This window comes from Vibrio rotiferianus, from assembly GCF_002214395.1.
Classification (GTDB): domain Bacteria; phylum Pseudomonadota; class Gammaproteobacteria; order Enterobacterales; family Vibrionaceae; genus Vibrio; species Vibrio rotiferianus.
On record NZ_CP018312.1, the window covers coordinates 1,990,620 to 2,003,772 of the forward strand.

12 protein-coding genes and 1 riboswitch are annotated in these 13,153 nt (G+C 43.6%); of the genes, 6 read left to right on the forward strand and 6 right to left on the reverse strand.

Features of this window, described 5'->3' with window-relative positions; translation table 11 throughout:
• Positions 1-269: 269 nt before the first annotated feature.
• A riboswitch (cyclic di-GMP riboswitch) is annotated at positions 270-360 on the forward strand.
• A 116-nt stretch (positions 361-476) separates the two neighbouring features.
• The 3 genes from BSZ04_RS18300 to BSZ04_RS18310 all read left to right on the forward strand — a co-directional run bounded on the left by BSZ04_RS18300 (position 477) and on the right by BSZ04_RS18310 (position 2,194).
• The gene (locus BSZ04_RS18300) at positions 477-1,067 is read left to right on the forward strand and encodes a TfoX/Sxy family DNA transformation protein (RefSeq protein ID WP_010447229.1); all 591 of its coding nucleotides are present in this window, start codon (positions 477-479) and stop codon (positions 1,065-1,067) included.
• Between the two features lie 117 nt (positions 1,068-1,184).
• Positions 1,185-1,880, forward strand: coding sequence for a TVP38/TMEM64 family protein (locus tag BSZ04_RS18305; protein ID WP_088881082.1), 696 nt, complete (start codon positions 1,185-1,187; stop codon positions 1,878-1,880).
• Positions 1,877-2,194, forward strand: a complete 318-nt coding sequence (locus tag BSZ04_RS18310) for a putative signal transducing protein (protein WP_010447224.1) — start codon at positions 1,877-1,879, stop codon at positions 2,192-2,194. The genes BSZ04_RS18305 and BSZ04_RS18310 overlap by 4 nt, the downstream gene beginning before the upstream one ends.
• Before the next feature lie 41 nt (positions 2,195-2,235).
• Here the strand turns inward: BSZ04_RS18310 and BSZ04_RS18315 are convergent, their stop codons facing one another.
• The 4 genes from BSZ04_RS18315 to topA all read right to left on the reverse strand — a co-directional run bounded on the left by BSZ04_RS18315 (position 2,236) and on the right by topA (position 8,939).
• Positions 2,236-3,039 carry an alpha/beta fold hydrolase gene (locus BSZ04_RS18315; RefSeq protein WP_010447222.1) on the reverse strand — a complete coding sequence of 268 codons (804 nt, stop codon included), beginning with the start codon at positions 3,037-3,039 and terminating at the stop codon, positions 2,236-2,238.
• A 121-nt stretch (positions 3,040-3,160) separates the two neighbouring features.
• Positions 3,161-4,618 (reverse strand): glycogen synthase GlgA, encoded by a 1,458-nt coding sequence (gene glgA, locus BSZ04_RS18320; protein WP_088881083.1) that lies wholly within the window; start codon positions 4,616-4,618, stop codon positions 3,161-3,163.
• A complete protein-coding gene (gene glgC / locus BSZ04_RS18325; RefSeq protein ID WP_010447217.1) occupies positions 4,608-5,825 on the reverse strand; it encodes a glucose-1-phosphate adenylyltransferase in 1,218 nt (405 codons plus the stop codon). Before glgC ends, glgA begins: the two co-directional genes overlap by 11 nt.
• A 486-nt stretch (positions 5,826-6,311) precedes the next feature.
• Positions 6,312-8,939 (reverse strand): type I DNA topoisomerase, encoded by a 2,628-nt coding sequence (topA, locus tag BSZ04_RS18330; RefSeq protein ID WP_010447216.1) that lies wholly within the window; start codon positions 8,937-8,939, stop codon positions 6,312-6,314.
• 479 nt (positions 8,940-9,418) lie between these two features.
• On the opposite strand from topA, the gene BSZ04_RS18335 reads away from it, so the two are divergent.
• Complete coding sequence (locus BSZ04_RS18335; protein WP_010447215.1) at positions 9,419-9,667, forward strand: YciN family protein; 249 nt, start codon at positions 9,419-9,421, stop codon at positions 9,665-9,667.
• A gap of 60 nt (positions 9,668-9,727) precedes the next feature.
• On the opposite strand, the gene aroA is transcribed toward BSZ04_RS18335, so the two are convergent.
• Both aroA and BSZ04_RS18345 read right to left on the reverse strand, forming a co-directional pair.
• Positions 9,728-11,008 carry a 3-phosphoshikimate 1-carboxyvinyltransferase gene (gene aroA, locus BSZ04_RS18340; RefSeq protein WP_088881084.1) on the reverse strand — a complete coding sequence of 427 codons (1,281 nt, stop codon included), beginning with the start codon at positions 11,006-11,008 and terminating at the stop codon, positions 9,728-9,730.
• Between the two features lie 161 nt (positions 11,009-11,169).
• Positions 11,170-11,646 (reverse strand): outer membrane lipoprotein, encoded by a 477-nt coding sequence (locus tag BSZ04_RS18345; RefSeq protein ID WP_088881085.1) that lies wholly within the window; start codon positions 11,644-11,646, stop codon positions 11,170-11,172.
• A gap of 41 nt (positions 11,647-11,687) precedes the next feature.
• Between BSZ04_RS18345 and aat the strand changes: the two genes are divergently transcribed.
• Together aat and BSZ04_RS18355 are read left to right on the forward strand one after the other, a co-directional pair.
• Complete coding sequence (gene aat / locus BSZ04_RS18350; RefSeq protein WP_010447212.1) at positions 11,688-12,398, forward strand: leucyl/phenylalanyl-tRNA--protein transferase; 711 nt, start codon at positions 11,688-11,690, stop codon at positions 12,396-12,398.
• Positions 12,395-13,096 (forward strand): arginyltransferase, encoded by a 702-nt coding sequence (locus BSZ04_RS18355; RefSeq protein ID WP_010447211.1) that lies wholly within the window; start codon positions 12,395-12,397, stop codon positions 13,094-13,096. The genes aat and BSZ04_RS18355 overlap by 4 nt, the downstream gene beginning before the upstream one ends.
• Positions 13,097-13,153: the final 57 nt, after the last annotated feature.

Below are 13,153 nucleotides of genomic sequence, written 5' to 3' on the forward strand. Positions count from 1 at the left end.
AGGTAGTACTCGTTTACTCATCATAAAAGCACCCACATGGGTGCTTTTTTATTTCACAATTCATCCGCGGCAACAGGTTTGTATGTAAAACTTTGCGGGCTTGTTATTTCTTCGTGCACTCTACTCTCTAGTACTGACCTTTTTCTGGTAGACCACTTTGTTAATCTATGAAACTTAACTCACGAAAAAATAACTATTAATTGAACTAAGATCACATTTATAAACGCAGAGTGTGATATTAGTCCAATATAGCAAGTATGCTCTCAGTGTCACGCACAGGGCAAACCACTCTAAAGAGTGGGACGCAAAGCTTCCGGCCTAAACTATCGCATGAGATAGCATGGTAGCGGGGTTACCGATGGCAAGTATGCATATGACGAGTTTACCCTTTAATGACATTGTGTCTGCATGCGTTTGCTAATCTCTCGGACCTGATTTTTGGTGGCGTAATTTAAATTACACCGAGATAACACATCATGGATAAACCGATACTCAAAGACTCTATGAAGCTTTTTGAGGTGCTTGGTACGATCAAGTCACGCTCAATGTTTGGCGGCTTTGGCCTTTTTGCTGATGAAACAATGTTTGCATTAGTCGTTAACAACCAGCTTCATATCAGAGCAGATAAAAAGACATCTTCAGACTTTGAAACTCAGGGACTTAAACCTTACGTATACAAGAAGCGTGGATTTCCTGTTGTTACTAAGTACTACGCCGTTTCACCAGACCTTTGGGATACACCACAACACTTAGTGGAAGTAGCCAAAAGTTCACTCGAAACTGCAAAGCTTGAAAAAGAACAGCAAGCCAGTTCTAAACCAACGCGTTTAAAAGACCTACCGAATCTTAGACTAGCGACAGAGAGAATGCTTAAAAAAGCTGGTATTGACTCTGTCACTCAGCTCGAAGAACAAGGTGCGCTAAACGCCTATAAAGCGATCCAGGAAACGCATACCGCTTCTGTAAGCATCGAGTTACTGTGGGCCCTTGAAGGCGCTATTAACGGTACTCATTGGAGCGTTGTTCCTCAGTCTCGCCGAGAAGAGCTAATTAACCACCTCTCATAATACAAGTTTGAGCTCCAGGTATTCATAAACCGCAGTTTTACACTGCGGTTTTTTTTTGAAATTTTTTCTCACTCCATTCTGTCTTATTATCTAAGAAGCAGAGATGGAATGATAGATATGAATAAGAAACTGATTTTAGGACTGATCCTACTCGCGACGATTATCTTTTTAGGTGTGAATTTTGGTCAATATCTAACCCTAGAAAATGCCAAGGCGCAGCAAGAGGCGTTGAATGCTTTTATTAGCCAAAACTTCGTATTTGCTGCAGCAACGTATTTCTTTGCGTATATAGCTATCACCGCTTTCTCCATTCCCGGAGCTGCCGTAGTAACGCTTCTGGGTGCTGCTCTATTTGGTTTCTGGACCAGTCTCTTATTGGTTTCTTTTGCCAGCACTATTGGTGCGACCATTGCTTTCCTTAGCAGCCGTTACTTACTGCGAGAGTGGGTACAAGGCAAGTTTGGTAATAAGCTAGGTGCGATCAACGAAGGCGTTGAGAAAGACGGCTCGTTTTATCTCTTCTCACTACGTCTTATTCCCGTCTTCCCATTTTTCCTTATCAACTTACTGATGGGTTTGACACCAATAACCATTGCACGATTCTACCTCACTAGCCAAGTTGGTATGTTGCCAGGTACAGCAGTTTATCTGAACGCTGGTACTCAATTAGCCACCATAGATAGTCTTTCTGGCATTGTGTCACCCACCGTACTTGCGTCATTTGCCTTACTTGGTTTGTTTCCAATCATTGCCAAATGGGTTATGAGTAAGATTCGCCCAACTCAAGTTCAGCAAAATGGAAACGCTCAATGAAAATCTTCATCGCGAGAAACCCAGCTGAAGCTCACATAGTCTGTGAGCTTCTCAAGACCGAGCAAATTGGCTGTGAAGTTCGAGGTGAAGGAATGTTTGGGCTAAAGGGCGAATTGCCGTTTGGTGACGATACAGACCCCTATATTTGGCTTTTACATCCAGAGCAACAGTTGAAAGCTGCTGCTATTGTTGAAGATTACCAAAAACAAGCAAATCAGACTTATCGAGATTGGCGGTGTCCAAAATGTTCAGAGATAAATGAGGGGCAGTTTGGTGCGTGTTGGCAATGCGGATATCAAATCGGGGACCAGTGATATATCCCCTACTTTTTCCATTGCTTTGACCTAGCGTTGTGTTAAGCAGCTAAACTTTGCTGCTTGATAAACTCGATGGAATGTTGGTTAAAATCATCTGGTCTTTCTACATTGCATACGTGGCCACAATCGGGGATTTCGCGTAATACACTCTGCTTATGCACTGCGACCATCTCCTTAACTGGCTTGATGAACATATAATCCCGATCACCCATTAAATACAGCGTCGGAATCGGGAGTTCACGATCCTTAAAGTATTTCATCAACGGGTTAACGTCTGCGGCCAAGATAAACCATCGCTTGAACTCTTTTTGGCACAACTTTTTCGCTTCACGGATAAATAGATGACGCGACTCACGCTGATTTTTCTGTGGCATCACAATATAGGCAAACAACTTATACAGCCACATGTAAGGCAAAATGTGTTTGCCTAAATTACCCAATTTCACCAGAATTTGTGAACGCGTGTTCAAACGTGTCACCGCACCACCAAGCACCATAGAACGAACACGCTCAGAAGCAAGCTCCGCGAGGTTACGGACGATGATCGTTCCAAGTGACATACCAACAAAATGTGCAGATTGGATCTTCAAGTGATCCAACACTTTTAGAATGTCTTGCGTTACCTCCGTAAAGGTGTAGCGACTTGTCATCAATTCTTTGATTAACTGGTTTGACTTTCCATGTCCTCGGAGGTCAATTAAGACCAAATTAAAATGTTCTTTATAAGCCTTAAGTTGCTTGAACCATATTGAAGAACTGCCACCGGCACCATGCACGAAAACGACCCACTCATTACTGGTAGGGTGTAAATAGGTTTTATGGAATAGAAGTGGCTGAGTCATTTATCAGTCTGGAAAACGTTCTGTATAAAAAGAGTGAGTAAATCCTACCACACTCTATAAGGGCAAGGTAATAAAGGCACCTCATTCGGTGCCTTTAGTTACATTTTTTAAAAATTTTGCGTTAATTTAACGCAGACCTATACAACAGCAAATATTCTTCTGCGGCTTTATGCCAGCAGAAATCCCTTTGCATCGCATGAAGCTGAACACGCTTTACTTCGTTCGGACTCTGTGCGTAGAGCAATAGAGCTCTTAGCATAGTCAGCAGCAATGCTTGCGGTGTCGGCTCATAGAACACAAAACCTGTGGCTTCTTCAATGTCCACATCGTAGTCATTAACGCTATCTTTCAAGCCACCAACCCCACGAACGATAGGCAAGGTGCCATAAGCCATACTGTAGATCTGATTCAAACCACAAGGTTCAAACTCTGAAGGCATCAGGAAGAAATCAGAACCAGCCTCAACAAGGTGTGCGAGTTCATTATCGTATGCTTCAACAAAAACAAACTTATTTGCAAACTGTGCTGCGACTTCTTTCAATTGAGCGGCAAGAATAGGGTCTCCCGTTCCCACCACCACGACTTGAACGTCGTGTTTCAGAAAATCTGCCAATACTGGTAGCAAATAATGTACACCCTTTTGCTGCGTGAGGCGGCACACCATACCAAACATTGCGCAATCTGACGCACCAAGCCCCAACTTTTCTTGTAGGGCTTTCTTACAGGCATTCTTACCACGCACCATACTTTGCCGATTCGCTTTGTAGTTCAGTGGTAAACTAGGATCTGTTTCCGGATTCCAAGCACTGTAATCGCAGCCATTTAGAATGCCCACTAAATCATCAGCACGTTGTTGAAACTCCCATGCCATGCCATGGCTACCGAGTTCAGTCTTAAGCTCTTCTGCATAAGTCGGACTTACTGCATTGATTTTATCTGCGTTCATCACGCCCGCTTTGAGCATGGTGATGTGTGTCGCGCTTACCGCTGCGTCTGGTACGTTTCGACTATGAAATTCAGGGAGGCACTGAACATCGTCGTAACTAAATACCCCTTTAAATACCGCATTATGAATCGAGATTACACTGCGAGTATTTGCAAAAAAGGCGTCGTCGCCATAACGATGTTTGAGTAGGAATGGAACTAAGCCCGTATGCCAATCATTAGCGTGTACGATGTCTGGTTGGAAACCAAGCTTTGGTAACATATCAAGGCAAGCAGCACTAAAAAATGCAAAACGTTCGCCATTGTCCGAATAAGCTTGGTTATTCTCCGCATACATAGAAGGACGATTGAAATACGGCGGACAATCAATTAAGTAAACCAGATTGTCCCCAAGCATCAGTTTTAGAACTCGATAAGCAGTATGAGGCCAACTCGTTAGCTCTGTCTCTAGAACCGTCTCAGCTTCTGACAGTTGCTCTATACCGGTATAAGCTGGAATAGAAATTCGTACATCTTGCTGAAGATTTTGAAGGGCTTCCGGCAGTGCCTTGGCTACATCAGCCAAGCCACCACTTTTAATCAGTCCTTCGACTTCAGACGCTACAAACAGAACAGACAAATTGTTAGTAGCCAACACGTGCTCCTTTTGGAATTACAACAATGCCATCATCTGACACATGGTAGTGTTTCTTATCTTCTTGTAGATTTACCCCAATTTGTGTACCTGGAGCAATATCTGCGTCTTTGTCGACAATCACGCGACGAAGCACACAACCTTCCCCGACTTTCACATCGCCCAACAAAATACACTGGCTAATGTCACACGCTGAAGCAATGTTGCTGCGGAACCCAAGTACTGACTTTTCAATACGTGAACCGCGCACGTAGCTGCCGTTACATACCAAGCTGTCGATGATCTGCACTCGACCATTAACAGAGTCAGTAAAGGTCGCCGGTGGCAATGGTGGGTAATAAGTATGCAGTGGCCACTTGCGGTTGTATAAAGAGAACGGTGCGTCTTTCTCGAGAAGATCCATATGAGCTTGCCAGTACGCATCAATCGTACCTACATCGCGCCAGTATACTTCTTCTTTCTCGCCAGTGATGCGGTTAGTACTGAAGTCATAAACAAACACATCGCCACGTGGGAACATCTTAGGAATGATGTCTTTGCCAAAATCATGCGTTGAAGCTTCATTGTCAGCATCTTCAATCAGTTCAGCGAACAGGGTCTGAGCTTCGAATACATAGTTCCCCATAGATACAAGTGCATGCTCTGGATCACCTGGGATGGATTTCGGACTTTCTGGTTTTTCTTCAAAACCGATCATACGCCCTTCCGCATCCACTTCTATCACACCAAACTGGGATGCTTCCGAAAGTGGCATACGCAATGCAGAAACCGTTAACGAAGCTTCTTTCTCTTCGTGGAAAGCCAACATCTGTTTGATGTCCATTTTATAGATATGATCTGAACCAAAAATACATACCTGATCAGGCTCAGCCAACTCCATAAAACGCAGGTTTTGGTAGATAGCATCTGCTGTACCTTCATACCAACGCTTACCCGTACGCATCTGGGCAGGGATCGGGTCAATAAAACGATCTGTAATGCCATTGATGTTCCATCCCTTTTTCATGTGATGGAACAAAGATTGAGATTTAAATTGAGTAAGGACGTAAATGCGCATCAAATCCGCATTCACGAAGTTGTTCAAAGCGAAATCAATAAGTCGGTAACTTCCGCCAAAAGGGACCGAAGGTTTACTGCGGGATTCCGTTAAAGGCCTCAGACGAGAGCCTTCACCGCCAGCAAGAATCATTCCCAAAACACCAGCCATTCGTTGTTCTCCATATAGTTATAGCTTGGATTTCCATATCCACTCGATCATGATAAGCCTCAGGGGTAATCGAGCGGATACCTTATAGTATCTACTCCACCAACTCTAACCGTGAGTTAGCGAGCAAAATTAAGCTATTGTGCTTTCCTTTCTACTGCCGTATTTATTCGGTTTGTTTTTATACTAATTGGCAGCAATCGGTTGCACTTATTAGGTATTAAATTATCGAATTGGAATTAAATTACAATTTTAAATATGCCATTCTGTGTCGCGTACAGAGGTTACTTGCTCAAGACGATAATTCGGTCACACTAAGCAACGCAATCGTTTACATCATGAAAACAATTTACACACAGCAAGCGTACAAATAGGTGTGTTTAATAAAAATACGGCGTCTTGATGAAAGCTCTATGACAATCAAAAATTGAAGGGTTTTGAAAATAAAAAAGGCAGCTTGTTAGCTGCCTTTATCGTTATAGAATCGAATTACTTCGCTTTCTTACGCTTATCAGTGATATCCCACTTGCCTTCGTTATAAAGAGCGGTCCACCCACTTGGTTTTCCGTTTTCTTCAGAACGCACATAGTTCTCCTTAGTTTTACGACTAAATCGAACTACAGCTGGGCGACCATCCGGATCTTCCTGCGGTGCTGTTGCTAAATATTTGAACTTTTCAGGCAAACGTTCTTCAAAACGCGCCAGTTCAGATACCAATGGAGCACGAGTTTCACGTGATTTAGGGAAGTTACTTGCTGCCATAAACAGGCCAGAAGCACCATCACGTAGAACAAAGTACGCATCTGAGTTTTCGCATGGCAGTTCAGGGAAATGAACTGGATCTTCTTTCGGAGGCGCAACTTCTCCATTCTTCAGAATCTTACGAGTGTTCTTACACGTCTCACTCGTACAGTCCATGTATTTACCGAAGCGACCGTTCTTAAGCACCATGTCAGAGCCACACTTGTCACACTCAACAACTGGGCCATCGTAGCCTTTCACTTTGAACTCGCCGTGTTCAACGATGTAGCCTTCACAGTTCGGGTTGTTACCACAAACGTGCATCTTACGCTTATCGTCGATCAGGTACGCATCCATCGCCGTTTCACAGATAGGACAACGCTTCTTCGCGCGCAGCGCTGCAGTTTCCACATCTTCTTCTAGAACATTGATGATGCCATCTTCGTCACCCAAGTTAATCGTTGTCTTACAACGCTCTTTAGGTGGTAATGCATAACCAGAACAGCCAAGGAATACACCCGTAGATGCAGTACGGATACCCATTGGACGGCTACAAGTCGGACACTCGATGTCTGTCATCACGATGTGATTCAGCTTCATGCCGCCTTCGTTTTCGTCCTGTTCTGCTTTCTCAAGATCGCCAGTGAAGTCGGTGAAGAAGTTGTCTAGGACATCTTTCCACATCACATCGCCTTCTGCGATTTGGTCAAGCTTCTGTTCCATACGAGCTGTGAAGTCGTAGTTCATTAGGTCGTTAAAGCTGTCGTCTAGGCGGTCTGTAACGATCTCGCCCATCTTCTCTGCGTAGAAACGACGTTGCTCAACTTTCACATAGCCGCGATCTTGGATCGTAGAGATGATAGAAGCGTAAGTTGAAGGACGACCAATGCCGCGCTTCTCAAGCTCTTTAACCAATGCCGCTTCTGTAAAACGTGCAGGTGGCTTAGTAAAGTGCTGTTTAGGCTCTAGTGACTCTAGGTCTAGCTTTTCGCCTAACTGAACGGCTGGAAGAATCGTATCTTCGTTTTTACCCATTGGGCGTTGTACGCGAGTCCAACCGTCAAACTTGAGGATACGGCCTTTCGCTTTTAGCGTGTATTCTGCCGCCTTCACACTGATTGTCGTTGAATCGTATTCTGCTGGCGTCATTTGACAGGCAACGAACTGATTCCAGATCAATGAATAAAGTTTGTGTGCGTCCGCATCAACACCTTGTAGGTCTTCTGATTTCACAGAAACATCTGAAGGACGAATCGCTTCGTGCGCTTCTTGTGCGCCCTCTTTGCTACCGTACGTTAGCGGTTTAGCAGGAAGGTACTTGTCTCCATACTCAGAGCCGATGAATCCACGAACCGCATCTACTGCTTCCGCACTCAAGTTGGTTGAGTCAGTACGCATATAGGTGATGTAACCCGCTTCATACAAACGCTGCGCGAGCATCATTGTCTTCTTAACGCCGTAGCCAAGACGAGTACTTGCCGCTTGTTGCAGTGTTGAAGTGATGTACGGTGCAGACGGCTTACTCTTTGTTGGGCGGTCTTCACGCTTACAAACTTCGTAGCTCGCTTTTTCCAGTACTGAAAGCGCTGCTTTGGTCTCTGTCTCGTTGACAGGCTTAAACGCAACGCCATCTTTTTGCGCAACAAGAAGTTTGAATGCTGTCTTGTCTTTAGTGTGCGTATTTGCGTTGATATCCCAGAATTCTTCTGGAATAAAAGCATTAATCTCACGCTCGCGCTCAACCAACAGCTTCACCGCTACCGACTGTACGCGACCTGCTGAAAGACCACGCGCAACTTTCTTCCATAGCAATGGAGAAACCATGAAACCTACTACTCGGTCCATGAATCGACGTGCTTGCTGTGCGTTAACACCATCCATATTCAGCTCACCAGGTGTTTGGAAAGCTTGTTGGATTGCATTCTTAGTAATCTCGTTAAAAACTACGCGTTTGTATCGCTCTTCATCGCCACCGATGATCTCACGAAGGTGCCATGCGATTGCTTCCCCCTCGCGGTCCAAATCGGTTGCGAGATAGACGTGGTCAGCATCTTTGGCTAATTTTTGCAGTTCGCTTACAACTTTTTCTTTACCTGGAAGGATTTGGTAGTTCGCTTCCCAGTCATGATATGGGTTAATCCCCATTTTTTTGATCAAAGCTTTACGGTCTTTTTCTTTTTTGACTCGCGCTTTTTCTTCTGGGCTCATTCCTTTTGTAGAAATTGCCGCGGCTTTTTTCTCACCAGTGCTTTGACCGGCCGTAGGGAGATCACGCACGTGACCAACACTAGACTTAACAATAAAGTCTTTACCAAGGTACTTGTTTATCGTCTTTGCCTTGGCTGGTGACTCCACTATAACGAGTGATTTACCCATAACTGACTCTAACGTCCTTCATAATAATGCGGGTTAAAGCTCCCAAAGGAAGCTACCCGCATAATGTTCTATTTCATTGCTTCTTTTTTTACTATTGTGCGAGATGAAAAGAAGATCAACTGCTTTTTTGAAATTCAGATCCGATTGGTTGACAATTCATCGCCTTTATACTTTGACAAGTCAGGGTTCTGCAAAAGGTCTTGAGCGGCATATACTAAGCAGGCAAAGTTTCCTCTCGCTAGTCGAATTCAATAAATTTTGTCTCTCATCACAAAATAATTTGTCATAAGCGATTAGAACGTAACCTTAAGTTATGGCAATGAAATATTAGCTATTTGCAGATGAGAATCGCTTCGCTACTCCCTCTATATTAACGTGCGATGTTCGTAAAACACGCAATCACAGTTTTTAGCCTGCAAACCTAAGACAATTGAGGGTATACTGCGCCCCATCAAGTTTCATTGAATGACGAGAGTGCTATGTCTGACAGAAAACACATTGAAGAATTTGACCTTCTTTTGATTGCAAACCAAATTATCCAAGAGCACGATGACTTTATCGAAGGGATGCGTGCAACAAGTGTTGAAGAAAAAGACGATGTTTTGGTATTTAAAGGTGAATATTTCTTGGATGAGAAAGGCCTACCGACACCGAAGACAACCGCGGTATTCAACATGTTTAAATACCTAGCGCATCATCTTTCTAAAGAATTCACATTGAATAAATAATTAAAATTCAATAAAAAAGCCAGAGCACTCACTCTGGCTTTTATCTTTCAATACGATTAATTAGCAGCTCAATGCTTTCAATTTATCGAAGTAGTCTGGGAATGTCTTTGACGTACACTTAGGATCGTTAATCGTCACCGGCGTATCACTTAACGCCACCAGTGAAAAGCACATCGCCATACGGTGATCATCGTAGGTATCAATCGCAGCATGCGTAAGCTGTGATACTGGCTTAACGATGATGTAATCTTCACCCTCTTCCACCTCCGCGCCAACTTTACGAAGCTCTGTCGCCATTGCAGATAGACGGTCAGTCTCTTTTACACGCCAGTTGTATACATTACGAATAGCGGTAGTGCCTTCAGCAAACAGCGCAGTCGTCGCAATGGTCATTGCCGCATCTGGGATATGGTTGTAATCCATATCGATGCCTTTCAATTGGCCAACACGAGAAATGACGTAATCATCGCCCCATTCGATTTCTGCACCCATTTTTTCAAGCGCATCAGCGAATTGAATATCACCCTGAATACTATTTTTACCAATACCAGTGACTTTAACTTCACCACCTTTGATCGCTGCGGCAGCCAAGAAGTAAGAAGCCGATGACGCATCACCTTCCACCAAGAAATCACCCGGAGCGACATATTGCTGGCCAGCAGGAATCACGAATTCTTGGTAATCATTGTTGATCACTTCCACACCAAACTGCTTCATGATGTGCAACGTGATATCGATGTAAGGTTTAGAAACCAACTCACCTTCGATATTGATACGAATTTCACCTTCAGCCAACGGTGCTGACATAAGAAATGCGGTAAGGAATTGGCTAGAGATTGAACCATCAATAGATACAGAGCCAGACTTAAGTCCCGTTCCTATGATTTTTAGTGGTGGATAATTTTCACTCTCTAGGTAAGTTACATCTGCACCCGCTGCTTTCAACGCAGTAACTAGATGACCAATTGGGCGTTCTTTCATGCGAGGCTCGCCGGTAAGAACATACTCACCTTCACCTAAACATAGAGCAGCTGCAAGTGGACGCATCGCTGTACCTGCATTGCCTAGAAAAAGCTCAACTGGTTCAGAAACAGAAAAAGGTCGGCCAAGACCTTCTACGACACATTCCATTTTGTCTTCAGACAATTTGTATTGAACGCCAAGCTTAGTCAGCGCGTTCAACATATGACGAATATCATCGCTGTCGAGAAGGTTGGTCAAACGAGTGGTGCCTTTTGCTAGTGCAGCAAGAAGCAAAGCTCGGTTGGAAACGCTTTTTGACCCAGGAAGGTTCACTTCCCCTTGAATTTTATTGATAGGTTGTAACGTTAGGCTTTCCATTAAAAGTTGATAATCCTTTGTGCTCTCAACTTAACCGTTTTTGAGAGCTAAACAATTCTTCGTAAATTCAGACTAACGAAAAAACCGCCACAAAACCAGAGCAAACCTAAGCTATTTTTTGAATAATTAATCAGCCTTGCTTTTGTAGCGCAAACGTTGGCTTAATAGGCAATGTCGACTCTAACGCCATCATCAAAGTACAAGATTCGAACATCATCACCTCGGGAAAACAACATAGTATTATCAACTTCTTGTATTACGTTGATAAGTTTGTTGCCATCAACCTTGATCAGCAGTTCTACCAACTTGTATTCCACGGTATATTCGTAATTGCCGCGATTTCTGACTACCGCAGCGCCAGCAAGCGCACCAACTGCAGTCGCTACTTCTTTGCCCGTACCACCACCAAATTGGTTACCAACTAAACCACCGATGGTAGCTCCGAGCAATGTTTCCCAGCCGTTACTTTGTGACTGTTTTATCTCTTGCTGCGTTATGTATCGCACAGAATCAACTTTACCATACACGACTTGATTCACGGGTTTTGCTACATTTCTTTCATAAGCTGCATTGGCGAAAAATGGCAAAAACAGTATGATCCATGCCCATCGTTTTATATTAAATATTACTCCGCTCATAATAAGCTCCTATAGGCTCTGATGTTGGTAATTTTATCTTTATGGCTATCTATCTAACTGAACTTGGTGATTCGCTCTCTTTTCCATCACCTTACGAAGCATTGAGCGATCCAAACGGTTTGCTCGCTTTTGGTGGTGACCTGAATCCTGAACGCATTCTTAATGGCTACCATCAAGGTATTTTCCCTTGGTATGGTCCCGGAGAGCCGATTCTTTGGTGGAGCCCATCACCGCGCGCTGTATTTGACCCTTTGACATTTAAGCCTTCCAAAAGCTTAAAAAAGTTTCAGCGTAAACAACAGTATAAAGTAACATTAAACAACGCAACTGAACGCGTCATTCAGCTATGCTCTTCAACTCGCCCAGCAGAAGAAACTTGGCTCAATGAAGAGATGCAAACTTCATATATTGAGCTAGCAAAACGCGGCCATTGCCACTCTGTAGAAGTATGGCACGATGAGAAGTTAATTGGCGGTTTATACGGTATTAGCGTAGGGCAACTTTTTTGTGGTGAATCAATGTTCAGCCTTAAAGACAACGCCTCCAAAATTGCATTGTGGTATTTATGCGAACATTTAGCGTCAAACCAGGGTCAATTGATCGATTGCCAGGTAATGAACCCGCATCTTAAGTCACTTGGAGCAATTGAAATTGAACGTGACGAGTTCGTCCAAAAACTACTATCTTTAAGAGACAAGAAAACCAATCTGGGAACATTCGAACCACAAACTCTTCAAGGCGTCGTATCATGAGCACGGATCTGCAACAAATTCGTATCGGTTTAACGAACAATCATCCATGCAGCTACTTACCAGAGCGTGAAGAGCGCGTGGCCGTTGCGCTTGATGCTAGTCTACACAACGAACAGAACTATCAGATTTTGATGGCCAATGGGTTCCGTCGCAGCGGTGACACGATATATAAACCTCATTGTGAAAACTGTAATGCTTGCCAGCCCATTCGTATCGCAGTGCAGGATTTTGTCGCCTCAAAGAGTCAAAAGCGGTTACTCAAGAAAGGCCAAACCTTTTATTGGGAAATGAAAAGTAAACTCGACGATGGTTGGTTTGAACTCTACAGCCATTACATTTGCCAAAGGCACAAAAATGGAACCATGTACCCCCCAAAAGAAGATGAGTTTGAACGATTTGCTCAAACGACATGGTTAACCACTGGGTTCCTTCATATTTATGACGAAAGTCATCGCTTATTAGCCGTTGCTGTTACCGATATAATGGAGCATTGTGCAAGCGCATTTTATACCTTCTTTGATCCTGACTTTCCTTTATCTCTTGGTACGTTAGCCGTACTGTTTCAATTGGAGTACTGCCAAAAACAGAGTAAAGATTGGTTATATTTGGGCTATCAGATCGATGAATGTCCAGCGATGAACTACAAAACTCGCTTTCAACGACACCAAAGGCTAGTAAATCAGCGTTGGCAAGGGTAGAATACGCCCCAACTTTACATAATTACTGTTTAGCGGCAAAATAAGCGCGCTAATACC

What these genes read in the sequence shown, in the direction of transcription:
- BSZ04_RS18305 (WP_088881082.1), top strand. Translation starts at nt 1,185, where the DNA reads ATGAATAAGAAACTGATTTTAGGACTGATCCTACTCGCGACGATTATC.
- BSZ04_RS18315 (WP_010447222.1), bottom strand. Translation starts at nt 3,039, where the DNA reads ATGACTCAGCCACTTCTATTCCATAAAACCTATTTACACCCTACCAGT.
- BSZ04_RS18345 (WP_088881085.1), bottom strand. Translation starts at nt 11,646, where the DNA reads ATGAGCGGAGTAATATTTAATATAAAACGATGGGCATGGATCATACTG.
- aroA (WP_088881084.1), bottom strand. Translation starts at nt 11,008, where the DNA reads ATGGAAAGCCTAACGTTACAACCTATCAATAAAATTCAAGGGGAAGTG.
- aat (WP_010447212.1), top strand. Translation starts at nt 11,688, where the DNA reads ATGGCTATCTATCTAACTGAACTTGGTGATTCGCTCTCTTTTCCATCA.
- BSZ04_RS18335 (WP_010447215.1), top strand. Translation starts at nt 9,419, where the DNA reads ATGTCTGACAGAAAACACATTGAAGAATTTGACCTTCTTTTGATTGCA.
- BSZ04_RS18310 (WP_010447224.1), top strand. Translation starts at nt 1,877, where the DNA reads ATGAAAATCTTCATCGCGAGAAACCCAGCTGAAGCTCACATAGTCTGT.
- BSZ04_RS18300 (WP_010447229.1), top strand. Translation starts at nt 477, where the DNA reads ATGGATAAACCGATACTCAAAGACTCTATGAAGCTTTTTGAGGTGCTT.
- BSZ04_RS18355 (WP_010447211.1), top strand. Translation starts at nt 12,395, where the DNA reads ATGAGCACGGATCTGCAACAAATTCGTATCGGTTTAACGAACAATCAT.
- glgC (WP_010447217.1), bottom strand. Translation starts at nt 5,825, where the DNA reads ATGGCTGGTGTTTTGGGAATGATTCTTGCTGGCGGTGAAGGCTCTCGT.
- topA (WP_010447216.1), bottom strand. Translation starts at nt 8,939, where the DNA reads ATGGGTAAATCACTCGTTATAGTGGAGTCACCAGCCAAGGCAAAGACG.